The following is a 21,952-nucleotide window of genomic DNA, read 5'->3' on the forward strand; positions in this document are numbered from 1 at the left end:
CGCGGGCCGGGTGCGCGCATGGCGGAACGGGCCGGGAGGCCCGCTGGATCTCCCGGACCCGTTCGGAATCGGACGAGCCGTCGATCCGGTGGGGTTCGGTGCTTGAAGGCGGCTCAGTGCTTCAAGGTGTCCTTGCCCTTCTCCTTGGCCTGCCGGGCGTCGCCGCGCGCGCCTTCCATACGGCCCTCGGCCTCCATTCGCTCATTGCCGACGGCGCGGCCTATGGCCTCCTTCGCCCTCCCCTTGGCCTGCTCCTTCTTGCCCTTTGCCTTCTGGCTGCCTGCCATCGGGTGTCACATCCCAACGTTGTGCGGGGTCTGTCCACAGTCGGTTTGCCCTTGTACAGCCACCCAAACAGGAGATTGTGGATATATTCCCCGGCGCGGGCCTGATTGCTTACCCTTGGTTGAACAGTCCAGACTGATAAACCTATCGTTAGTAATCGTGGACACCGTTGCACTCGCCGCCGCACTGCGGCTGGCCATGGGCCGGATCGTCCGCCGGCTGCGCCAGGCACACGCGGTCGGCGACGTGACGTTGTCCGGCGTGTCGGTACTGGCCCGCCTGGCCCGTACCGGTCCGGACTCGCCCGGCTCGCTCGCCGAACTGGAACGCGTCCGGCCGCAGGCGATGGCCAGCACCCTCGCCGGGCTCGAACAACGCGGACTGGTCAGCCGTACCCCCGACACGGCCGACGGCCGCCGGGCCATCGTCTCCATCACCGAGGAGGGACGGACCATGCTGGAGCAGCGCCGCTCCGAGTCCGTGAGCCGTCTCGCCCACGCCCTGGACGAGTTCACCCCGCGGGAACGGCAGGCCCTGTACGACGTGCTGCCCCTGCTCGACCGGATGGCGGAGCGGCTGTGACCGGCCCCGCGTCCGCCGGGGGCATACGCGGCCGCCTCCTCGCCCGGTCGGCCCGCCTCAGGGACTCGCCCCCCGGCCCCGGCTACAAGTGGGTCGCGCTCTCCAACACCACCCTCGGTGTCCTGATCGCCACGATGGACGCCTCCATCGTGATCATCTCGCTGCCGGCGATCTTCCGGGGGATCGGCCTGGACCCGCTCGCGGCCGGCAACATCGGCTATCTGCTGTGGATGATCCTCGGCTACCTGCTGGTCTCGGCCGTGCTGGTGGTCGTGCTCGGCCGGCTCGGCGACATGTTCGGCCGGGTCCGCATCTACAACCTGGGCTTCCTGGTCTTCGCCTGCGCCTCCGTCGCCCTGTCCCTCGACCCGTTCCGGGCGGGCGCGGGCGCGCTGTGGCTGATCCTGTGGCGGATCGTGCAGGCCTTCGGCGGCTCCATGCTCACCGCCAACTCGGCGGCCATCCTCACCGACGCCTTCCCGGCCCGGCAGCGCGGCATGGCCCTCGGCATCAACCAGATCACCGCGCTCGCCGGGCAGTTCCTCGGCCTGCTCGCCGGCGGCCTGCTGGCCGCGGTCGACTGGCGTGCGGTGTTCTGGGTGAGCGTCCCGGTCAGTGTCACCGGCACCGTCTGGTCGTACCTGAGCCTGCGCGAGACCTCGGCCGGCGGGCGCGGCCGGATCGACTGGCTCGGCAACCTCACCTTCGCCTCGGGCGCGGGCATCCTCCTCGCGGGCATCACCTACGGCATCCAGCCCTACGGCGGCCACCCCACCGGCTGGACCAACCCCTGGGTGCTCACGGGCCTGATCGGCGGCGTGTTCCTGCTGCTGGTGTTCTGCCTGGTCGAGACGCGGGTCGCGGAGCCCATGTGCCGGCTGTCGCTGTTCCGGGTGCGGGCGTTCGCGGCCGGCAACCTGGCCGCCCTGCTCACCGCGATCGCCCGCGGCGGACTGCAGTTCATGCTGATCATCTGGCTGCAGGGCATCTGGCTGCCGCTGCGCGGCTACGACTTCGCGGACACCCCGCTGTGGGCCGGCATCTTCATGCTGCCGCTCACCCTGGGCTTCCTGGTCGCCGGGCCGCTCTCCGGCTATCTGTCCGACCGCTTCGGAGCCCGCCTCTTCTCCACCGCCGGACTGGTCGTCGTCGCCGGGTCCTTCCTCGGCCTGCTGGCCCTCCCCGTGAACTTCGACTACGGCGTCTTCGCGACGCTGCTGCTGCTCAACGGCCTCGGCCAGGGCATGTTCTCCTCGCCCAACACCTCCTCCATCATGGGCAGCGTGCCCGCCCGCCATCGGGGTGTGGCCTCCGGGATGCGCTCCACCTTCCAGAATTCGGGTACGGCCCTGTCCATCGGCGTCTTCTTCTCGCTGATGGTCTCCGGTCTCGCGGGCACCCTGCCGAAGACGCTGAGCAGCGGACTCCAGGCGCACGGCGTGCCCGCCTCGACCGCGCACGACGTGGCCGCACTGCCGCCCGTCAGCACCCTGTTCGCCACGTTCCTCGGCGACAATCCCATCGGCCATCTGCTCGGCGCCGGCGGCACGATGGACCATCTGACCGCCGCACAGCGGGCCACCCTGACCGGCCACACCTTCTTCCCGGAGCTGGTCTCCGGGCCCTTCCACCACGGCCTGACCATCGTCTTCGGCGTGGCCGCGGGCATGGCCCTGGTCTCCGCGCTCGCCTCCGCCCTGCGCGGCGGCCACGAGCGTGCCGTCGACGACACCCGGCAGGCGGGGGCTGCGGACCACACGGAGAAGGCCCGGCCCACGCGCACCTCGCCCTAGACAGCGGAGCAGGTGGGCGACCGGAGGGCCGGACACGGCGAAGCTCCCCCAGTACTTCTCCGAACCGGGGGAGCCCCTGACCATCGACCTCGGGCCGCGGTCCTCTCTCCAGAGTGCGCCGTCGGTACGGGGGCGGACCACGTGACAATCCCTCTTGCCTGGAGCGGGGCGGATCAGACCTCGCGGCGCCGCCGTACGCAGTGCCGTACGACGAGGGCGGCGATCAGCATGCCGACGGCGACGAGGACGTAGACCTCGTACCGCGAGACCTCGTCGTACACCGTCGTGATGTGGCTGCCCACCAGGTAGGCCAGGGTCGTCCACAGACCGACCCAGAGGGCGGCGCCCAGCGCGTTGAAGGCGAGGAAGCGGCGCCAGTGCATGCCCGAGGTGCCGGCGATGATGCCGTTGGCCTGGCGCAGGCCCTCGATGAACCGGGCCACGGTCACGATCTTGCCGCCGTGCCGGCGGAAGAACTCCTCAGCCGCCTGGAACCGCTGCGGCGTCAGGAAGACGTATCTTCCCCACCGGTGCACGAAGGGCCGCCCGCCCCACCGGCCGATGCCGTAGCCGATGTTGTCCCCGACGACGGCCGCGGCGAACGCGATGACCGCCACGGCCACGAGGTTCAGCCGTCCCGCGCCCGCGTACACCCCGGCGGCCAGCAGGATCGTCTCGCCCGGCGCCGGCACTCCGAAGTCCTCCACCAGGACGACGGCCCCCACGGCCCAGTAGCCGTAGTGGCCGAGCAGCGGCGCGAGATGCGCCAGCGGACCAGGCAGGGGAGGGGCGGCCATGCCTCCACGGTACGTCGCCGCGATCAGCGTGCCGGTTCCCTCGTGGAGGCGGGCCGGTGCGGGGACTACGAGTCGGAGCGCAAGATGCCCTCGTCGTCGGCCGGGAGGCCTTGGCACAGGGGGCACAGTTCGTGGTCCCCGTCGCGGGTGACCACCGTGCCCCAGCCCAGGCACACCTCGCAGTCGTGGGCGAGGCTCAGGTCGGGGCGGGGAGGCAGAAGGGGGCTGCGGTGGGCTCCGTGTGCCATGAGAGGAGCGGCTCCTTGGACATCGGGAGTGAACCTGACGGCGCTGTCGTCCGCGTTGACAACGCTGTCCATATGACGTCCATTATGTCGGTTTTATTCCGACTGTCTGTGACGAACGTCACAGACAGTCTGCCTCATTCCCAGGGACCACCCGCCCGGTGTCAGCCCAGCTGGCCCAGCCGCGCCTCACGCCACAGGTCCACGCCGCCGTCGGTCGCGTACTTGTCGATCTCGGCCAGCTCCTCCGGGTCGAACCGCAGGTTCTCCAGCGCGGCGACGTTCTGCTCCAGCTGCTCGGTGCGGGAGGCGCCGATGACGAGCGACGTGACCCGCTCGTCGCGCAAGGCCCAGGCCAGCGCCATCTGTGCCAGCGTCTGACCACGCCGTGCCGCGATGTCGTTCAGTGCGCGCAGCCGCTGCCGCATGTCGTCCGTCAGCCAGGAGGCGTCGAAGGACGTGCCGCGCGCCGCCCGCGAGTCCTGCGGCACACCCTCCAGGTAGCGGCCGGTCAGCAGGCCCTGGGCGAGCGCCGTGAAGCCGATGACGCCGAAGCCCTCCTCCTCCGCCGCGTCCAGCAGACCGTCGGTCTCGATCCAGCGGTTGAGCATGCTGTACGACGGCTGGTGGATCAGCAGTGGGGTGCCCAGCTCGCGCAGGATCGCCGCCGCCTGCCGGGTGCGCTCCGTGTCGTAGGAGGAGATGCCGACGTACAGCGCCTTGCCCTGGCGTACGGCCGTGTCGAGCGCCCCCATCGTCTCCTCCAGCGGTGTGGTGGCGTCCAGCCGGTGGGAGTAGAAGATGTCCACGTAGTCCACGCCCATCCGGCGCAGCGACTGGTCCAGCGAGGCCAGCACGTACTTCCGGGAGCCGCCGCCCTGCCCGTAGGGGCCGGGCCACATGTCCCAGCCCGCCTTGGTGGAGATCACCAGCTCGTCCCGGTACGGCGCGAGGTCCCGCTTCAGCAGCCGGCCGAGGTTCTGCTCGGCCGCTCCGTACGGCGGACCGTAGTTGTTGGCCAGGTCGTGGTGGGTGATCCCGAGGTCGAAGGCGCGCAGGGCGATCTCGCGCTGGGTCTCGAAGGGACGGTCGTCGCCGAAGTTGTGCCAGTAGCCCAGGGACAGGACGGGCAGGTCCAGCCCCGAGCGTCCGGTGCGCCGGTAGCGCATGGCGCCGGCGTAGCGTGCGGGGTCCGCGGCGTGGGTCATCGGGTCTTCTCCGGGTGGTGCCGTTGGGGGTCGCCCCTCCGTGTGCGGACGGGCCCGTCCACCCTGCGTCCGCGCGCCGCACAAGTCCAACCGCCGTACCGGATGGGACTGAGCGGCTCCGTTTCTGAATCGGCCAAGGGGGCGGCGGTGACCGGTGCGGGTGAGGCGAGGAGGCGCTCGTGAGCGGTGCGAGGTCGGACGGGGCGGCAGGGGGGCCGGTCCCGGTCGCGGACGCCGCAAGCCGTGGCGCGACTGCCCCGCCAGGTCCGCGAGGAGCTGCTCCGCAGGCTCCGCCGTGAGCGACGGGCGTTCGGCAAGGACGACGTCCAGGTCGTCGAGCGGCCGCTGCTCCGGCGGGCCGTGGGCGCCTCCGCGCTCGGGAACTGCATGGAGTGGTTCGACTTCGGTGTCTACAGCTATCTCGCCGCCACGATCGGCAAGGTCTTCTTCCCCGGCGCCTCCCCGGCCGCGCAGGTCATCTCCTCGTTCGCGACCTTCGCCGCCGCCTTCGTCGTCCGGCCGCTCGGCGGCCTGTTCTTCGGACCGCTCGGCGACCGGATCGGCCGGCAGAAGATGCTCGCCACCACCGTGATCATGATGGCGGTCGGCACCTTCGCCATCGGTGTGATCCCCGGGTACGGCACGATCGGCATCGCCGCACCGGTGCTGCTCCTGCTGGCCCGAATGGTCCAGGGCTTCTCCACCGGCGGGGAGTACGGCGGCGCGACCACCTTCGTAGCCGAGTACTCGCCGGACCGCAGGCGCGGTTTCCTCTCCAGCTGGCTCGACTTCGGCACCTTCGTCGGCTACGCCCTCGGCTCGGCCCTGGTCACCGTGCTCAGCCTTTCCCTGACGGATGGTCAGATGCTGACCTGGGGCTGGCGCATCCCGTTCCTGATCGCCGGACCGCTCGGGGTGATCGGCCTCTACATGCGGCTCAAACTGGAGGAGTCCCCGGCCTTCCAGCAGCAGCTGGACGAACGCGAGAAGGCCCTGGCGCAGGAATCGGCGCGCAGTGAGTTCAAGGACGTCATCCGCAGCCACTGGGGGGAGCTGCTCCTCTGCGTGGGGCTGGTGCTGCTGTACAACGTCACCACCTACATGGTCACCGGCTATCTGCCGACCTATCAGACCGAGACCCTGCACCGCTCCAGCGGCTCCGCGGACCTCCTGGTGCTGGCCGGCATGGTGTGGATCGTCGTGCTGATCACCTTCATCGGCCGGCTCGGCGACCATGTCGGCCGGCGGCCGGTCTACGCCGTCGCCGCCGTCGCGATGATCGTGCTGGCCGTGCCCGCCTTCCTGCTGATCAAGGCGCACGGCACGTGGCCGCCGATCCTCGGTGTCCTGCTGCTCGCCACCCTGCTGGCCTGCTTCGCCGCACCGAGCGCGGCCACGCTGCCCGCCCTGTTCCCGACCGCCGTCCGCTACGCGGCGATGGGCATCGGCTTCGACTTCGCCGTCTCCGCCTTCGGCGGTACCACCCCGCTGGTGACCGCCGCGCTGGTCACGGCCACCGGCGACGACCTGATGCCGGCCTACTACCTGATGCTGGCCGGGGTCATCGGACTGCTGACGGTGAAGTTCCTGCCCGAGACCGCACAGGTGCCGCTCAAGGGGTCGCAGCCGATGGTCGGTTCGCGCGAGGAGCGGCGTGAACTGATCACCGTGTCACGCGAGTTGTACAGCTTCGTGCAGTAGCGGGACGGGGCCCGGCGCACCTGAGGCGCATCTGTCCGATCCAGCCCTCGTTCGATCGTACGAACTTCTCGCGAGCCTGCTTACCGAGCTGCCGCGCGTTTGATAGGAAACTTTCCTACCAATGTTGGACGCGGATCAGCACGGACCAACTACCCACCCCCCACTCCCGCTTGGAGCCCTGTGGTGAACGCAGACCGCGAGACCGCACCCCCCGCCCGCATATCCCGCCGGACCGTCGTCGCCCTGCTCGGCGCCGGCGTGGCCTCCGGAGCCCTGCTCGTGTCCCAGCGCGCGACCGCCGCCCCGGCGGCGGCATCGGGCCTCGACGACCCGGCGAAGAAGGAGATCGCCATGGAACTGGTGTCGAGCGCGGAGAACTCCTCGCTCGACTGGAAGGCCCAGTACAAGTACATCGAGGACATCGGAGACGGCCGCGGCTACACCGCCGGCATCATCGGCTTCTGTTCCGGCACCGGCGACATGCTCGACCTGGTCCAGCTGTACGCCGACCGCAAGCCCGGCAACGTCCTCGCCAAGTACCTGCCCGCCCTGCGCCAGGTCAACGGCTCCGACTCCCATGACGGCCTCGACCCCAACTATCCCAGGGACTGGCGCAAGGCCGCCCAGGACACCGTGTTCCAGCAGTGCCAGAACGACGAGCGCGACCGCGTCTACTTCAACCCCGCGGTCGCCCAGGGCAAGGCCGACGGCCTGCGCACCCTCGGCCAGTTCTGCTACTACGACGCCATCGTCATGCACGGCGACGGCGACGACCCGACCAGCTTCCGCAACATCCGGCGGCGCGCCCTGCGCAGCGCCAAGCTGCCGGCGCAGGGCGGCAACGAGACGACGTACCTCAACGCCTTCCTCGACGCCCGGGTGTGGGCCATGAAGCAGGAGGAGGCGCACAGCGACACCAGCCGTGTCGACACCGAGCAGCGGGTCTTCCTGCGCAAGGGCAACCTCGACCTGAACACCCCGCTCGACTGGAAGGTGTACGGGGACAGTTACCACATCGGGTGACGCGCCTGTCTAGGAGGCGTGCGACAGGCCGGCGGGCGCGGGTACCGGAGTCATGGACCGCAGCCCGGCGGCCAGACGCGCCGTGATCCGCTGGATCACGGCGATCGCCAGGACGGCGGCCAGCAGGTTGAGGCCTTCCGACGCCACCAGCAGCGGCAGCGAGGTGCCGCCGCCCAGGATCATGGCGGCCAGGGACAGCGCCGCGTGCCCGACCCAGGCCGCCCACCACACGTTCACCAGGACGTTCTCATCGGCACCGCCGGGGTCGCTCGCGCGCTGTACGTCCAGCACGAGCCCGCGCGGAGCCCAGAGATTCATCACCGGTATCAGCCAGGCGACAACGGCCCACGCGACAGAGCCGCGCACCACACCGGGCGAGAGGAGCCCGGCGCAGCGCCAACAGCGGGCGAACCAGACGAGGAACAGCACTGCCGCCGCCGTCATCGCGTTCACGAAGACCATCGACACCCGCCCGAAATCGGAGGCCGTGGTCGTCGCCGGATGCAGCAGATGAGCATGCAGCGTCAGCGCCCGGACCAGGTCGCCGCCGGCCGCCGCTGCCACGGCGAACTGAGTGCAACGCGCGAGGAACCAAGGAGCCTGGGCGGCGGATGCGGTCACGGTTGAAGACCTGTCTGTGGAAGGCGTCCTGCACGGGCGGCAGCACGGCACGAAGATCGGAGCACTGGATCATAGGGCGGTGCCCACTCGCATGTCAGGGCCCTGACGAGGAAAGATGGGCGGTGAGCGATCGATCCGACGACTCGGAGGAACGGACTCATGCCGCACGAGCGAGCCGGCCGGCCGGCCGGCCCCGAGGACCTTGTGGACGTGGCCCGGCTGGTCACGGCGTACTACGCACTGCACCCGGACCCGGCCGACCCGGTACAGCGGGTGGCGTTCGGCACCTCCGGGCACCGGGGCTCGTCCCTGGCGACCGCCTTCAACGAGGACCACATCGCCGCCACCAGCCAGGCCATCTGCGAGTACCGCGCGGACCAGGGAACGGACGGTCCCCTGTTCCTCGGCGCCGACACCCACGCCCTGTCCGAGCCCGCGAAGGTCACCGCGCTGGAGGTGTTCGCCGCCAACGGCGTCACCGTGCTCATCGACAGCGCCGACGGCTACACGCCCACCCCCGCCGTGTCGCTCGCGATCCTCACCCACAACCGCGGCCGCAGCTCCGGCCTCGCCGACGGCGTGGTCGTCACCCCCTCCCACAACCCGCCCGCCGACGGCGGCTTCAAGTACAACCCGCCGAGCGGCGGCCCCGCGGCCTCCGACGCCACCTCATGGATCCAGGACCGGGCCAACGAGATCATCACCGGCGGCCTGAAGGACGTACGCCGGGTGCCGTACGCGCGGGCGCTCGCCGCGGAGACGACCGGGCGGTACGACTTCCTCGGCGCCTACGTCGGCGATCTGCCGAGTGTGCTGGACCTGGACGCGATCCGCGCATCCGGCGTGCGCATCGGCGCCGACCCGCTCGGCGGGGCCTCCGTCGCCTACTGGGGCCGCATCGCCGAACAGCACGGCATCGACCTCACGGTGGTCAACCCGCACACCGATCCCACCTGGCGGTTCATGACGCTGGACTGGGACGGCCGGATCCGCATGGACTGCTCCTCGCCGTACGCCATGGCCTCCCTCATCGAGCAGCGCGACCGGTTCCGCATCGCCACCGGCAACGACGCCGACGCCGACCGGCACGGCATCGTCACCCCCGACGCGGGCCTGATGAACCCCAACCACTACCTCGCGGTCGCCATCTCCTACCTCTACCGGCACCGCGACCGGTGGCCTGCCGGCGCGGGGATCGGCAAGACGCTGGTCTCCTCCACGATGATCGACCGGGTCGCCGCCGACCTCGGCCGTCAACTGGTCGAGGTTCCGGTCGGGTTCAAGTGGTTCGTGGACGGACTGGCCGGCGGCGGCATCGGGTTCGGCGGCGAGGAGTCCGCCGGCGCCTCCTTCCTGCGCCGCGACGGCTCGGTGTGGACCACCGACAAGGACGGCATCCTGCTGGCCCTCCTCGCCTCCGAGATCACCGCTGTCACGGACCGGACCCCGTCGGAGCACTACGCCGACCTGACCGCCCGCTTCGGGGAACCGGCCTACGCCCGCATCGACGCTCCCGCGACCCGTGAACAGAAGGCGCTGCTGGGCAAGTTGTCACCGGCCCAGGTCACCGCCGACACGCTCGCCGGGGAGGCCGTCACGGGCGTCCTCACCGCGGCGCCCGGCAACGGCGCCGCGATCGGCGGTATGAAGGTCACCACGGAGAACGCCTGGTTCGCTGCGCGCCCTTCGGGCACCGAGGACGTGTACAAGGTCTACGCCGAGTCCTTCCTCGGCCCCGAGCACCTCGCCCGGGTCCAGGAGGAGGCCCAGGCCGTGGTACTGGGCGCGCTCGACGGCTGAGGGAACCTCGGCGGCGGGGCTGGGCCGGCCCGGTCACGGGGTTCGGCCCTGCCCCGGGGATCAGTCGTGGGCGCGGCCCTCCTCCAGCCTGTCCAGCACCGCCTGTGCCATGGCCTCCTCTCCCCTGGCGTTGGGGTGTGCCGGGGCGGCGGGCGCGGCCGGCCGGAGCGGCTCTATCCAGCGGTCCGCGGGTGCCTTGCACATGTCGTGCCCGACCGTGGGGCCGTAAGTGTCCACGTACTCGGCGCGGTTCACCCCGGCCACCAGGCGCAGCATCAGGTTCAGCCGCTTCTCGGTGTCCCGGAGATAGGGGAAGTCCTTCTGCGCGAACGGCACCTGCGGGAAGCAGCTGCTGCCGTCGTCGGGCAGCAGGTCCGGGTAGCCGACGACGACCACACGCGCGTGCGGCGCCCTCGCGTGCACGGCCCGCAGCACCCGGTCGACCTTCGGCGCGGCCTGGACGATCGCGAGGGCCAGCTGGTCGTAGCCTGACGCCTCGTACGAGCGCTCGCAGGGGTTGCCCGTCGGGTCCTGGGCGGCCAGGTGGGCGCAGGTGCTGATGATCGGGCCGAAGCCGACGTCGTTGCCGCCGATCTGCACCGTCACCAGGTCCGTGTCCCGTCGCACGGCGTCGAGCTGGGGCGCGTTGGTGCCCTTCGCCTGCCACATCTCGGCGGTCGTCGCTCCGGCACAGCTGACGTCCTTGAAGGTGCTCACCTGACGCCGGCCCGCGACCAGCGAGGGGTAATTGTGGTCGGAGCGGGCGCAGTTGGCGTCCACCTGCTGCGGGATGCCGGGGCCCGAGGTGTAGGAGTCGCCCAGGGCGACGTAGTCGATGCCGCGACCGTGTTCCGCGGAGTGCGCGGAGGCCGGTGCCGTGGCGGCAGCGACAAGGACGCAACCGCCCAGCGCCGCCCCCACCACGGCGGCTCCCCGCCGGCCTCTCGCCCCGCCCGCCGCGCCAGTGCCGTTCGCCATGGATCCTCCCCCTGAGGCCGGTTCATCGCACGGTGCCGGCTCCGCAGAGCGGCCCTCGCGCGTTCGACTGGGTCTGTATACCGTCCGGTAGGTCTCGCGGACCAGAAGCGGGAAGCAATGAGTTCAGGCGCCGTTGGGCAGTAGGCCATGGGGTTCGGGTACAAGACGTCCTGGCTCGCGGTGCGCGGCGCCACGGTGGCGGAGGTCGCCGACGCGCTGCGACTGGGCGGTCGGCGCGAGGCCGGCTGGACCGAGGGCACCGCGGCCGCCTACCGCGAGGGCGTCTACGTCGCCGGCCCCGTCGACGGCTGGACCCTCGCCCACGGTCGTATCGACCGCACTCCGGGCCTCGGCAGCGCCGGCACGGACCGGGTCGGTGACTGCCGCGCCTACCCCTCCGTCTCGACGAACCCACCCCCGTCGAGCGGGAGTCGGGGGTCGGGACGCGTTGGCTCCCGGACGCAGCCCCGCTGTTGAGCGAGAAGGAGGCGGCCCCGCGGCGCGCCCGGTCCGTCCCCTGGGCCGGCGCACGGCACCGTCCGTCGAGGGCCTGCCCGTGGCGACGGTGCGTCTCCGCAGCCGAGTTGAGGCGCTGCTGACAGCGGCGGGCGGGTGGCCTGCGTGAACGGTGTGCGAAGCTGGGGCGGGTCAGCATCCGCGCCACGGAGGAGCCCTGCCGGCATGTCCGTCATCCACCACACCACGCTCAAGCCCACCAAGCTCGAGCTGCTCACCGACTGGCTGCCCTCGCGCCCCTGGTACCGCGGTGGGCCGGACGCCCCGGTGCTGACCAAGTCCGGCGGCTTCCGGCTGGACGACCCGGAGGGCGAGGTCGGCATCGAGTTCATGGTGGCCACCGACACCTCCACCTCCGAACCGACCGCTTATCTCGTCCCGTTGAGCTATCGCGGCGCGCCGCTCGAAGGCGCGGAGCACGGGCTGGTGGGCACGTTGGAGCACGGTGTGCTGGGCACGCGCTGGGTGTACGACGGCTGCCACGACCCGGTGCTGGTCACCGAGTTGCTGTCGCTGATCCAGGGCAGGGCCCAGGCGCAGGCCCAGAGCATCGACGGCGCCCCCGACCCCGAGGTGATCCGCTCCTGCACCGGCGCCCCCTTCGCGCTGGACGGCTTCGCCCCCGAACCGGCCGACGACCGGACAGGCACCCGCATTCCCGCGCCGCGCGACACGGTCCTCCGCGTTCACCGGATCCTGCACCCCACCCCCGAGAACCCGCCGCTGTGCCCCGAGGGAGCGGTCGGCCATGTGGCGCGCGGCTGGCAGGACCCGCAGGGCACCGCACTGACGGCGGTCTTCGTGACGCTGCGCACCGACTGACCGAACCTCCCCACGAAGCGCCGCACCCCACCTGGCATGGTCCGGTCAAATCTGGCACTCTCTCGAAAGTCCGGCATCCCGCGCCCTGACCCCATGAGGGCGCGCCGCACCTCTCGATGCAGCGATCGCGCAAGCCCCGTCAGCGGCCGCCCCGGCGAACCCCAGCCGGCCGGCGGCCATCGAGCAGGCCGGGAATCCCGGCCGCCGCAAAGGAGTAGCGTGTGAGATCGACCCCCCACAAGGTCCTCGGCACCGGTGCGCTCACCGTCGCCGTGGTGACCGCCCTCGTGCTCCCCGGCACGCCCGCCGCGGCCCGGCCGGCCGCGGTACCCGCCGCCTGCACTCCGGCGCAGGTCGTCGGCAACAGCGGCTTCGAGAGCGGGACATCGCCCTGGTCGACGTCCTCCTCCACCGTCATCACCAGCCGCTCAGGCGAGACCGCCCACGGCGGCAGTTCCTACGCCTGGCTGGACGGAGTCGGCAGCACCCATACCGACACCCTCAGCCAGAGTGTCACCATCCCCTCCGGGTGTGACGCGGCCACCCTCACCTTCTGGCTGCACATCGACACGGACGAGACGACCTCCTCCGTCGCGTACGACAAGCTCACGGCCAAGATCGGCAACACGGCGCTGGCCACCTACTCGAACCTCGACGAGAACACCGGGTACGTCCAGAAGTCGATCGACGTCTCGGCCTACGCCGGGCAGACCGTCACTCTCTCCTTCACCGGGACCGAGGACTCCAGCCTCCAGACGAGCTTCGTCCTCGATGACATCGCGCTCGACACCTCCGGCGGCTCCGCGCCACCTCCGGGCGACTCCACGCGCACCCCGGCCTCGCCCTCGTACACGGTGAACCTCAGCAGCGACACGAGCGGCAGCGTCTGGACCGGGCACGAGAGCGTGACCTTCGCCAACGCCTCCGCCACCGCCCTGAACGAGGTCTATCTGAGGCTGTGGGACAACTACCACGGCACCTGTGACGCCATGCCGATCCGCGTCACCAACGTGACCGGCGCTACCGCGGGCGCGCCCTCCGTGGACTGCACCGCGCTCAGGATCGACCTGCCGGCCCCGCTCGCCCAGGGCCAGAGCGCCATCATCGGCTTCGACCTCGGCATCACCGTGCCCAGCGGCGCCGACCGGTTCGGCCACGACGGCGCCTACAGCTTCATCGGCAACGCCCTGCCCGTCCTCGCGGTCCGCGACGGCGCCGGCTGGCACCTCGACCCGTACACGGACAACGGCGAGTCCTTCTACTCCCTGGCCGCCGACTTCAAGGTGACCCTGGACCACCCCAGCGGCCTGCTGGTCCCGGCCACCGGCACCTCCACCGACACACCCGGCTCGAGCGGCCGTACGGTGACGACGGCGACGGCGTCGAAGGTCCGTGACTTCGCCTGGGCCGCCGGCCCCTTCAGCAAGATCTCCGGTACCTCGGCGGCCGGCGTCGCGGTGAACGTCTACTCCGCGTCCGGCATCAGCTCCTCCAGCGCCCAGTCCATGCTCAGCACCGCCAAGAGCGCCGTGGACGCGCACGCGGCCCGCTTCGGCGCCTACCCCTACGGCGAGCTGGACGCCGTGCTCGACAACAACTACTGGTTCGGCGGAATGGAGTACCCGGGGTTCGTCCTGGACGTGGTCAGCTCCACCGCCCTCACCCACGAGATCGGCCACCAGTGGTGGTACGGCATCGTCGGCGACGACGAGTACAACAGCCCCTGGCTGGACGAGGCGTTCACCGACTACGCCACCGACCTCGCCCTCGGCAAGACCGGCACCAACTGCTGGAACAGCGTCTCCTGGGCCTCCAGCGCCGAGAAGATCACCAACTCCATGGCCTACTGGGACGCGCACTCCTCCCGCTATTCCACCGTCGTCTACGGCTATGGCAAATGCGCCCTGCACGACCTGCGGCGCGTCCTCGGTGACTCCGCCATGGCCAAGCTGCTGAAGGACTACGCGACCGCCCACTGGTACGGCGTGTCGACCACGGCCGAGTTCAAGGCCGCCGCCCAGGCAGCCACCAGCACCGACCTCACCTCCTTCTGGACCCAGCACCGCATCGACGGCTGACCGGGCGCGGGCCGGTCGTGGGACGCCCCTCCGGAGACTCCCACGACCGGCCCGTACGCCACCCGGGGGCCACCCATACGGCCCAAGCTCGGCCCAGGATGGCTTCGTTGGGCGGTATCCGGAGTGCGATACCGACCGGCACCGGGTCAGATGGGTTCCGTGCGAACCTCCATATCCCTGCAGCCCAGCCGCTCACGCCTCGTCGTCACGGGCGCCCTGACCGGCCTCCTCCTCACCCTGTCCAGCCCCATGGCCCGGCCGGACTCGTCCCCGGGCATTCCCCCGCGCGGCAGCGCGTACATGGGCATGGGCGTCCTCGCCCACGACGGACGCGCCTTCGGCGCCGACGTCCCGCCCACCACCAGCCGCGCGAGCCAGGCCGAAGGCGTGGACGTCGCCAGCTACGAGGGTGCCGTCGACTGGCCGACCCTGTGGAGCGACGGCACCACATGGGCGTACACGAAGGCCACAGAGGGGTCGTCCTACACCAACCCCGACTTCGCCCAGCAGTACGACGGCCCGTACAGCGTGGGCATGGTCCGCGGGGCATACCACTTCGCCACACCGGACTCGTCCGGCGGCGCCACGCAGGCCGACTACTTCCTGGCACACGGCGGCGGCTGGTCCGCTGACGGCAAGACCCTGCCGGGCGCGCTCGACATCGAGTGGAACCCGTACGGCGACGACTGCTACGGCAAGTCCAAGAGCCAGATGGTCGGCTGGATCCGCGACTTCCTGAACCGCTACAAGTCCCGCACCGGCCGGAACGCCGTCATCTACACGGCGACCAACTGGTGGACCGAGTGCACCGGTGACTACTCCGGGTTCGGCGACCACCCGCTGTGGATCGCCCGCTATGCCTCGAGCGCCGGGACGCTGCCGTCGGGCTGGTCGTCGTACACCATGTGGCAGTACACCTCTTCCGGCAAGACCGTCGGCGACCACGACCGGTTCAACGGCTCGACGGACCGGCTGAAGAGCTTCGCGACCGGCTGACCCCGTGCCGGGGGTGCCCGGCACGGGGAAGGTCCGGCGGAGAGGGCAGGATTCGAACCTGCGCGGGCCGTGAGGCCCGACCGTGAGACGCGCTCATTGGTCCCCGATAAGCCACTCCGGGCACCTCTCCTCGTGTCCGGCTCCGGTCTCCCGTGCCGTTCACGAGTACTACGGTGCCATCGGGTGCTGACACCACACTGACATGCCGGGCTACGCAGCTCCCGGTGCCGCCTCAGGACTCCATGGCCAGCCGCACCCCCAGCCCGACCAGGACGACCCCGGAGATCTGCTCCATCCGGCGCCGGACGGCCGGTCGCCGCAGAACGCCGCCCACGCGCCCGGCCAGCCAGACCAGCGGCACGTACCAGACGAGGTCGACCACCACCCAGATCACCGCGAAGGCGAGCAGCACCGGCAGGACGGGGGCTCCGGGCGGCACGAACTGCGGCAGGAAGGACACGGCGAACACACCCGCCTTGGGATTGACGAAGTTGGCGACCAGCCCCTGCCCGTACGCCCGCCGCAGCGACACCTCGGCCGACTCCGCCGACCGCTCGTGCTCGGCGCGGTCCCGCCGCGCCTGCCAGAGGGCGCGCGCTCCCATCACCACCAGCACGACGGCCCCGGTCAGCCGCGTCACGTCGTAGGCGACCCGCGAGGCGAGCAGCAGCGCCGAGAGGCCGAAGGCGGCGGCCAGGCCCCACAGCAGGACCCCGCACTCGTTCCCCATGACGGTGGCCATGCCGGTCCTCCGGCCGTTCACCACCGCCCGGCGCAGGATGACGACGGTGCTCGGCCCCGGCACCATGGCGATGAGGAAGGCCGCGCCGATGAACGCGACGAAGGAAGTCGGCATTGCCGCAGCATCACCAAGCCCGGCCGGCGGCACAAGACCCCGTCACGCGCCCGGTGCTAGAAGGTAACGCAGGGTCAGGCGGGGCCATGCGGAGGGCCGGCTGAGCGCGGGCGCGCGTCGTCGCCGTCGTAGGCTCGCGGTGTGCTCCAGGTCGAAATCCTTCAACTGCTGGTCTCCCCGGTGCACCGGCTCGCGGGCCGGCCGGGCGGCGGGGTGCCCGAACTGCCCTCCGCGGAACTGGTGACGACGGCCGAGGTGCGCGCCGGGCTGGGGCTCGTCGGCGACCGGTACTTCAACCGGCCCGCCCACCGCAACGCCTCGATCACCCTCATGGCCGTCGAACGGCTTCCGCAGCCGGGTCCCCACCCGGCGGACCTGCTGCGCACCCGGCGCAACGTCCTGCTGCGCGGGGTCGACATCGACGCCTGCATCGGCGCGACCGTCTTCCTCGACTGCGGCACCGGCCCCGTGCAACTCGCGGTGTACAGCGCGGCCAGGCCCTGCGCCTGGATGGACGCCACCCTCGGCGCCGGTGCGCAGCGCGCGCTGCGTGGTGGCGGGGGAGTGCGCTGCCGGCCGTTGACCGACGGCACCCTCACCGTGGGCCCGGCGCTGTTCTGGGTGCGCGAGGAGGGATCCCGCCCAGGCAGCCCCGCTCGCTGAGCCGGCGATGCCGGAACCGCCTACCGTGAGTCCATGGACCTCCAGCTCAAGGACGAGGTCGCTGTCGTCACGGGAGCGAGCAAGGGCATCGGTCTCGCCATCGCCGACGCCTTCGCCCGTGAGGGCGTACACGTCGTCGCCGGCAGCCGAAGTGTCACCCCGGAACTCGAAGGGCTGCACGAGAAGTACGGCGCCACCGCCGTCCCGGTCGACCTGGCCACCGCGGACGGGCCCCACACACTCGTCCGGCTCGCGGTGGAGCAGTACGGCAGGGTCGACATCCTGGTCAACAACCTGGGCGCCGCGACGCCCCGGCCGAGCTTCCTGGACATCGACGACGCAGAATGGCAACGGATCTTCGATCTGACCCTGTTCAGCGCGGTCCGCACCAGCCGCGAGGCGCTTCCCCACCTGCTGGCCGCGGACGGCGGTGCCATCGTCAACATCAGCTCCATCAACGCGCGCCTGCCCTTCCCCGCCGTTGTGGACTACTCGGCGGCGAAGGCCGCGCTGACCAGCCTGACCAAGTCGCTGTCCGAGGAGTTCGCACCGCGGGGCGTCCGGGTCAACGCGATCGCCCCGGGGCCGGTTCGCACTCCGTTCTGGACCGCGCCGGGCGGCTTCGCCGAGGCCACGGCGGCCCAGGCCGGCACCAGCGCGCAGGAAGCCATCGATGTCGTCGTGCCGCAGAGCATGGGCATCTCCACCGGGCGGGTCACCGAACCGCACGAAGTCGCCGACCTGGCTCTCTTCCTCGCCTCCCCGCTGGCGGGCAACATCACGGGAGCCGAGTTCACCATCGACGGCGGCCAGGTCAAGACGGTGTGACCGCCCCCGCGCGCCCACCCGGCCCGGTGTTCCGCAGCTTGGTGCCGGGGCCAGGTCAGGTACCCGAGACGACCAGCTGATCGGCCAGCCGGTGGGCCTGGGCGAGCAGGGCGCCGTATGTCGCGACCTCGTCCGGGTCGTCCCTCGTGGCACGGACCAGGTCCCGGCGCAGATCGTCCAGCGTCGCGCGCAACCGCGCCACGGCCGGGCGCAGCTCGTCCTCGTGCTCGTCGGACTCGTCGCCGAACCGGCTGTGGCTGTAGAGCCGCAGCGCGTGTGCCGTGTGGCGCAGGAACTGTGCGTAGCGGTACGCGAGTTCGTGGTGCGGCCGGGGTGCGGCGAGGTCCTCGGTGGCGGCCTCCAGCACCGTGCGGGTCACGCCCGCCCTGTGCACGGCCGCGTAGTCCAGCACCAGGAGGGCGTCGTCGTACCCCTTGCCGGGCGGTGGCCCCTGACCGATGCGGCGGCGGCGCAGGTTGCCGCGCAGGCTCTCCCGGCCCCACTCGACCGAGGAGCGGGCCTGTTCCACGAGCCGGTGCAGCCGCAGGGCCCGCTCGTGCCGGGCGCCGGCCTCCTCGGCGTCCCAGCGTCCCTCCGCCAGCTCCTCGGCGACGGCCAGCAGGATGTCGTGGGCCTCCTCGGTGGCGTCCTTCAGCACGGCCCGGCTGTCCCGCAGGTACAGCGGCGGCCGCACCAGCGCGTTGACGGCGATGCCGACCACGGCCCCGAACAGGGCCTCGGCGAGCCGGGCCGCGGAGGTGGCGACGGTGACGGATCCGCCGGTCAGGACGAAGAGGGCGCCGGTGGCCGCGTAGATGCCCTGGCTGCCCAGGCGCCGCCACTGGCCGAGCAGCATCGCGAGGGGCAGGACGACGGCCATCGCGGCCATCGTGTCGCGCAGCGGCAGCGCCACCGCGGTGGCCACGACGGTGCCGGCCGCGATCGCCGCGAGCTGCTGCAGCCCGTGCGCGATCGACCGGTACACGGTCGACTCCACCAGGACCACCGCCACCCACGGCGCGACGAACGCCATCGGAGCGTGCAGCCACCAGCCCGCCACCGCCCAGGCCAGCCATGCGGCCAGCGCCGCCTTCGCCGCCTGGGCGGCCAGATCGCGCTCCCGGCACGGTCCGGCCCAGGCCCGTGCCGCACCGCGCACCGCGGCCGCCGCATCGCACCACAGCGCCTGCCACGTCATTCGCATGCCGCGGGTGCCACCCCGGACACGGCCGCGCATCGTCCGCCCACGTCGCATACCTCTCCGGGTGACCAGGGGCCCACCCCCTACGCAGTGCGGCCGGCGGAACGCGAGGGCCGACGAGGGACCACGCACCCCGCGCCGAGGTCAGCCCGGGCCGGGCGGCGGCCAGTCGGCGTGCCGGAGGATCGCCCACATCGCCACCCGGGACGGGGTGACCCGCAAAGCGGTGTTGCGCAGGGCCACTGCCGGCGGATGGGACAGCCGCTGGCCCATCCGGCCCGCCTGCCGGGCCGCGCGGGCCACCGCCTGCGAGCGCGGGCGGCGCTCGGCGTCGTAGCGGGCCGGCGCCGAGGCGACCGAGGGCTCCGTGGCGAGCGCGGCGGCCAGCGTGGCCGCGTCCTCCAGGACCTGACAGGCGCCCTGGCCGAGATTCGGCGGGGGCTGACCCATCGGGCGGTGGACCGGGCGGCACAGCTGCCGCCCGGCACCACGTCCGCCTACTATCGCACCCGCCAGGCCCTGCTCACCGCGCTGGCGGCGCCTGGTGGCGCTCGACCAGGCCGAGCTGCAGGAGATCGGGGCGAGGACGCCGCCGTTGCGGACCGCCGGGGAAGTGGTGGCGGGGCTCGCCGCCTTCACGGTCGCGAGGCTCACCGGGGACGGGCGCGGGCGCTCCCTGGCCCGCTACGCGTGCGCCGTCGAGAGCGCGCGCCATCCCGAACTGCGCGAGGTCCTGGTGCCGCGCGAGAACCTGGCCCGGCAGGCGTTGTGCGACTTTCTCGCCGCGCAGGACGTGGCCGACCCGGAGGAGCGGACGGTGACGCTGCTGACCTGCGTGGACGGCCTGGTCTTCGACCGGCTGGTGAACGGCGGGAGCGTGTCGGAGGAGGAGATCCGCGGCCTGGTGCCCGCGGCCCTGCGCTGAGCGGTACGGGGACGGCGGCGTCGGTGGTGGAACCGTGCTCGGACATGTCCCCCCCGCGTCCACGGTGGTCGATGGTGGCCGGGGTCACGGCGGCACCGCTCGCAGGGCGCGCAGCACCGCCCAGACCACCGACACCAGCGGCACGGCCACCACGGCACCGATCACCCCTGCGACGATGCTGCCGGCGATCACCGACACCGCGACGACGAGCGGATGCAGCCGTACCGCCCAGCTCATCACCAGCGGATGCAGCACATGTCCCTCCAGCTGGCCGATCACGACGATCAGTGCCAGCACGGCCAGAGCGGTCAGTGGTCCCCGCCCGGCCAGTGCGACGACGGTCGCGACGGCGAGCGCGACCGGTGAGCCCACCAGCGGCACGAACGCGGCGAAGAACTCCAGCAGCGTCAGCGGCAGCGCGAGCGGCACACGCAGCACGAGCAGTGCGACACCGACGAGCACGGCGTTGGTCGCGGCCACGATGATGATGCCGCGCGTGTACCCGGCGAAGGCCCGCCAGGCGGCCCAGCCCGCCCGGTCCCACGCCGGGCGGGCGCCGATCGGCAGCAGCTGGTCGCGCATCCAGCGCCACAGACGTTCGCCGGAGTGGATGAAGAACACCGAGGCGAACAGCGCGAGCGCGCCCCCGGTGACCACTTCCACCACCCGGCTCAGCCCGCTGACGGCACGGCTGAGCAGGCTGGACCGGTGGGCGGACAGATAGTGCGTCACCTGGTTCTCCAGCTCGGACAGCCGGCGCGGGCTCAGCCGGAACGGCGGCCGCTGGAGCCACTGCTCGATGCGGTGCACGCCGCTCCGGAACTCACCCGTCAGCCTGGCCGACTCACCCGCCACGGCGTTGCCCACCAGGGCGAGCAGAGTCAGCAGCAGCAGGATGCTGCCCAGCAGCGCCACGGCGACGCTCAGCGGCCGCGGCAGCGCCCGGTTCAGCAGGTCTGTCAGCGGGCGCAGGACGGAGGTCACGACCAGCGCGAGGAACAGGGCCACGGCGACGAGCTGGAAGCTGCCGAGGATGCTGAAGACGCCGTAGACGACGACCCCGATGAGGATGAGCCGCCAGGCGTAGGCCGCCCCGACCCGCAGCCACGGCAACGTCCGCTCGGCCGCCGGCACCGGCTCGGTGCGCGGGACGGCCGGAAGCCGCACGGTGTACGCCGGTCGGCTGCCCAGCACCCGCCCCCTGCGGCGCCTGCCGTCCGGCCCGGCCGCCCGCCGGCGCGCATCGCCCACCACCGCTACCGGCTCCTCTCCGTCACCCCTGATGACGGTCGGTCACTTGGAAGAACCGTAAGCGCGACTCGCGAGCGGGGCGCGCGCAACGCGTCCGCGCGCGCATTCCCCCCGGACGGGGACGTTTGACGGCCGGATCTGCGTCGCCCTACGCGTCGCCGGGAAACGTGACGGTCTCCCCGAGCGGCGCCCGGCCGATCGGCGCGAACGGCGCCGACGGAGCCGCGAAGCCGATCGACGCACCCGCGAAAAGGATCAGCTCCTCACCGTCTGCAGATGCGTCCCGAGATCGGCCCACTGCGCGGCGCCCATGTCCAGGTCGACGTGGCACAGCAGGAGGCACGGTGCTCCGAACAGCGCCAGTTCGCGGCGACGGCCGCCCGGCGGGCCTCCGCGTCCCCGGGCCGGATCCGAGCGCCCCGAGACGCAGCGCGGCCGCCGCGGACCGCCGCTCCCGGTAGGGGGACTTCGGCTCCGGTGGATACATCCGGCACTGCCGCTCGTCGCCGGGGTCACCGGCAGCCGCACGCTCGCCGGTGCGCTTCTTCAGCTCGGCCGGCGGGGCACCGGTGAGCACATGGACGGGCCACGGCTGGAGATTGCCGCCCGAGGGTGAGCGCGCGGCGGCGGTACGAGGCGGTGGCGAGCCGGCGGGCGGTGCGGGCCGTTACGGAGGAGGTCCGCTCCGCGCTTGCGCTGTACTGACGGAAGCCGGCCGGCGGATGTGACGGGAGCCGGCCGGCAATGGCCGCCTCCAGCCGGGCGAGCTCGGCGGACGTGCTC

At 71.9% G+C, this 21,952-nt stretch carries 20 protein-coding genes and 3 pseudogenes; 12 read left to right on the forward strand and 11 right to left on the reverse strand.

The features are described from left to right. Window positions 1-113: 113 nt before the first annotated feature. Window positions 114-287, reverse strand: a complete 174-nt coding sequence (locus ACFYOH_RS25330; RefSeq protein WP_388629496.1) for a CsbD family protein — start codon at window positions 285-287, stop codon at window positions 114-116. A gap of 157 nt (window positions 288-444) precedes the next feature. On the opposite strand from ACFYOH_RS25330, the gene ACFYOH_RS25335 reads away from it, so the two are divergent. Further along, window positions 445-867: a MarR family winged helix-turn-helix transcriptional regulator gene (locus ACFYOH_RS25335; RefSeq protein ID WP_388629498.1), complete on the forward strand. Its 423-nt coding sequence runs from the start codon at window positions 445-447 to the stop codon at window positions 865-867. Continuing rightward, the gene (locus ACFYOH_RS25340) at window positions 864-2,660 is read left to right on the forward strand and encodes an MFS transporter (protein ID WP_388629501.1); all 1,797 of its coding nucleotides are present in this window, start codon (window positions 864-866) and stop codon (window positions 2,658-2,660) included. The genes ACFYOH_RS25335 and ACFYOH_RS25340 overlap by 4 nt, the downstream gene beginning before the upstream one ends. A gap of 173 nt (window positions 2,661-2,833) precedes the next feature. Here ACFYOH_RS25340 and ACFYOH_RS25345 read toward each other — a convergent pair whose 3' ends face one another. The 3 genes from ACFYOH_RS25345 to mgrA all read right to left on the reverse strand — a co-directional run bounded on the left by ACFYOH_RS25345 (window position 2,834) and on the right by mgrA (window position 4,910). Beyond that, window positions 2,834-3,457 (reverse strand): DedA family protein, encoded by a 624-nt coding sequence (locus ACFYOH_RS25345; RefSeq protein ID WP_388629504.1) that lies wholly within the window; start codon window positions 3,455-3,457, stop codon window positions 2,834-2,836. A 65-nt stretch (window positions 3,458-3,522) separates the two neighbouring features. Further along, on the reverse strand, window positions 3,523-3,705 hold the full coding sequence (locus ACFYOH_RS25350; protein WP_388629507.1) for a hypothetical protein: 183 nt from the start codon (window positions 3,703-3,705) through the stop codon (window positions 3,523-3,525). Between the two features lie 161 nt (window positions 3,706-3,866). Next, the gene (mgrA, locus tag ACFYOH_RS25355) at window positions 3,867-4,910 is read right to left on the reverse strand and encodes an L-glyceraldehyde 3-phosphate reductase (protein ID WP_388629510.1); all 1,044 of its coding nucleotides are present in this window, start codon (window positions 4,908-4,910) and stop codon (window positions 3,867-3,869) included. A 243-nt stretch (window positions 4,911-5,153) separates the two neighbouring features. Between mgrA and ACFYOH_RS25360 the strand changes: the two genes are divergently transcribed. Both ACFYOH_RS25360 and ACFYOH_RS25365 read left to right on the forward strand, forming a co-directional pair. Further along, window positions 5,154-6,611: an MFS transporter gene (locus tag ACFYOH_RS25360; RefSeq protein ID WP_388629513.1), complete on the forward strand. Its 1,458-nt coding sequence runs from the start codon at window positions 5,154-5,156 to the stop codon at window positions 6,609-6,611. A 180-nt stretch (window positions 6,612-6,791) separates the two neighbouring features. Beyond that, window positions 6,792-7,634 carry a chitosanase gene (locus ACFYOH_RS25365; protein ID WP_388629516.1) on the forward strand — a complete coding sequence of 281 codons (843 nt, stop codon included), beginning with the start codon at window positions 6,792-6,794 and terminating at the stop codon, window positions 7,632-7,634. A 9-nt stretch (window positions 7,635-7,643) separates the two neighbouring features. On the opposite strand, the gene ACFYOH_RS25370 is transcribed toward ACFYOH_RS25365, so the two are convergent. Further along, window positions 7,644-8,255, reverse strand: coding sequence for a DUF4328 domain-containing protein (locus ACFYOH_RS25370; protein WP_388629518.1), 612 nt, complete (start codon window positions 8,253-8,255; stop codon window positions 7,644-7,646). A 159-nt stretch (window positions 8,256-8,414) separates the two neighbouring features. Between ACFYOH_RS25370 and pgm the strand changes: the two genes are divergently transcribed. Then, on the forward strand, window positions 8,415-10,055 hold the full coding sequence (gene pgm / locus ACFYOH_RS25375) for a phosphoglucomutase (alpha-D-glucose-1,6-bisphosphate-dependent) (protein WP_388629521.1): 1,641 nt from the start codon (window positions 8,415-8,417) through the stop codon (window positions 10,053-10,055). 60 nt (window positions 10,056-10,115) lie between these two features. Here pgm and ACFYOH_RS25380 read toward each other — a convergent pair whose 3' ends face one another. Beyond that, window positions 10,116-11,033 (reverse strand): SGNH/GDSL hydrolase family protein, encoded by a 918-nt coding sequence (locus ACFYOH_RS25380; protein ID WP_388629524.1) that lies wholly within the window; start codon window positions 11,031-11,033, stop codon window positions 10,116-10,118. Window positions 11,034-11,180: 147 nt separating this feature from the next. On the opposite strand from ACFYOH_RS25380, the gene ACFYOH_RS25385 reads away from it, so the two are divergent. The 4 genes from ACFYOH_RS25385 to ACFYOH_RS25400 all read left to right on the forward strand — a co-directional run bounded on the left by ACFYOH_RS25385 (window position 11,181) and on the right by ACFYOH_RS25400 (window position 15,445). After that, a complete protein-coding gene (locus ACFYOH_RS25385; RefSeq protein WP_388629527.1) occupies window positions 11,181-11,510 on the forward strand; it encodes a hypothetical protein in 330 nt (109 codons plus the stop codon). Window positions 11,511-11,714: 204 nt separating this feature from the next. Beyond that, a complete protein-coding gene (locus ACFYOH_RS25390) occupies window positions 11,715-12,371 on the forward strand; it encodes a 1,4-alpha-glucan branching protein (protein ID WP_388629530.1) in 657 nt (218 codons plus the stop codon). A 221-nt stretch (window positions 12,372-12,592) separates the two neighbouring features. Beyond that, window positions 12,593-14,449: a M1 family aminopeptidase gene (locus ACFYOH_RS25395; protein ID WP_388629533.1), complete on the forward strand. Its 1,857-nt coding sequence runs from the start codon at window positions 12,593-12,595 to the stop codon at window positions 14,447-14,449. Between the two features lie 150 nt (window positions 14,450-14,599). Then, the gene (locus ACFYOH_RS25400) at window positions 14,600-15,445 is read left to right on the forward strand and encodes a lysozyme (protein ID WP_388629536.1); all 846 of its coding nucleotides are present in this window, start codon (window positions 14,600-14,602) and stop codon (window positions 15,443-15,445) included. A gap of 37 nt (window positions 15,446-15,482) precedes the next feature. On the opposite strand, the pseudogene ACFYOH_RS25405 reads toward ACFYOH_RS25400, so the two are convergent. After that, window positions 15,483-15,575: pseudogene (locus tag ACFYOH_RS25405) on the reverse strand. Window positions 15,576-15,677: 102 nt separating this feature from the next. Continuing rightward, window positions 15,678-16,301, reverse strand: a complete 624-nt coding sequence (locus ACFYOH_RS25410; RefSeq protein ID WP_388629538.1) for a LysE family translocator — start codon at window positions 16,299-16,301, stop codon at window positions 15,678-15,680. Between the two features lie 141 nt (window positions 16,302-16,442). Here ACFYOH_RS25410 and ACFYOH_RS25415 point away from each other — a divergent pair, with 141 nt between their 5' ends. Both ACFYOH_RS25415 and ACFYOH_RS25420 read left to right on the forward strand, forming a co-directional pair. Further along, a complete protein-coding gene (locus tag ACFYOH_RS25415; protein WP_388629541.1) occupies window positions 16,443-16,964 on the forward strand; it encodes a molybdenum cofactor biosysynthesis protein in 522 nt (173 codons plus the stop codon). Window positions 16,965-16,997: 33 nt separating this feature from the next. Continuing rightward, window positions 16,998-17,792, forward strand: a complete 795-nt coding sequence (locus tag ACFYOH_RS25420) for an SDR family NAD(P)-dependent oxidoreductase (protein WP_388629544.1) — start codon at window positions 16,998-17,000, stop codon at window positions 17,790-17,792. A gap of 55 nt (window positions 17,793-17,847) precedes the next feature. Here ACFYOH_RS25420 and ACFYOH_RS25425 read toward each other — a convergent pair whose 3' ends face one another. Both ACFYOH_RS25425 and ACFYOH_RS25430 read right to left on the reverse strand, forming a co-directional pair. After that, complete coding sequence (locus tag ACFYOH_RS25425; protein ID WP_388629547.1) at window positions 17,848-18,996, reverse strand: aromatic acid exporter family protein; 1,149 nt, start codon at window positions 18,994-18,996, stop codon at window positions 17,848-17,850. 141 nt (window positions 18,997-19,137) lie between these two features. Next, window positions 19,138-19,428, reverse strand: a pseudogene (locus ACFYOH_RS25430) (FAD-dependent oxidoreductase); the annotation flags it as partial. On the opposite strand from ACFYOH_RS25430, the pseudogene ACFYOH_RS25435 reads away from it, so the two are divergent. Next, a pseudogene (locus ACFYOH_RS25435) lies at window positions 19,402-19,918 on the forward strand (TetR/AcrR family transcriptional regulator). The pseudogenes ACFYOH_RS25430 and ACFYOH_RS25435 sit on opposite strands and share 27 nt — an antisense overlap. Before the next feature lie 84 nt (window positions 19,919-20,002). On the opposite strand, the gene ACFYOH_RS25440 reads toward ACFYOH_RS25435, so the two are convergent. Further along, window positions 20,003-21,172: an AI-2E family transporter gene (locus tag ACFYOH_RS25440; RefSeq protein ID WP_388629549.1), complete on the reverse strand. Its 1,170-nt coding sequence runs from the start codon at window positions 21,170-21,172 to the stop codon at window positions 20,003-20,005. Window positions 21,173-21,952: the final 780 nt, after the last annotated feature.

Source organism: Streptomyces sp. NPDC007856 (assembly GCF_042868225.1).
Classification (GTDB): Bacteria; Actinomycetota; Actinomycetes; order Streptomycetales; family Streptomycetaceae; genus Streptomyces.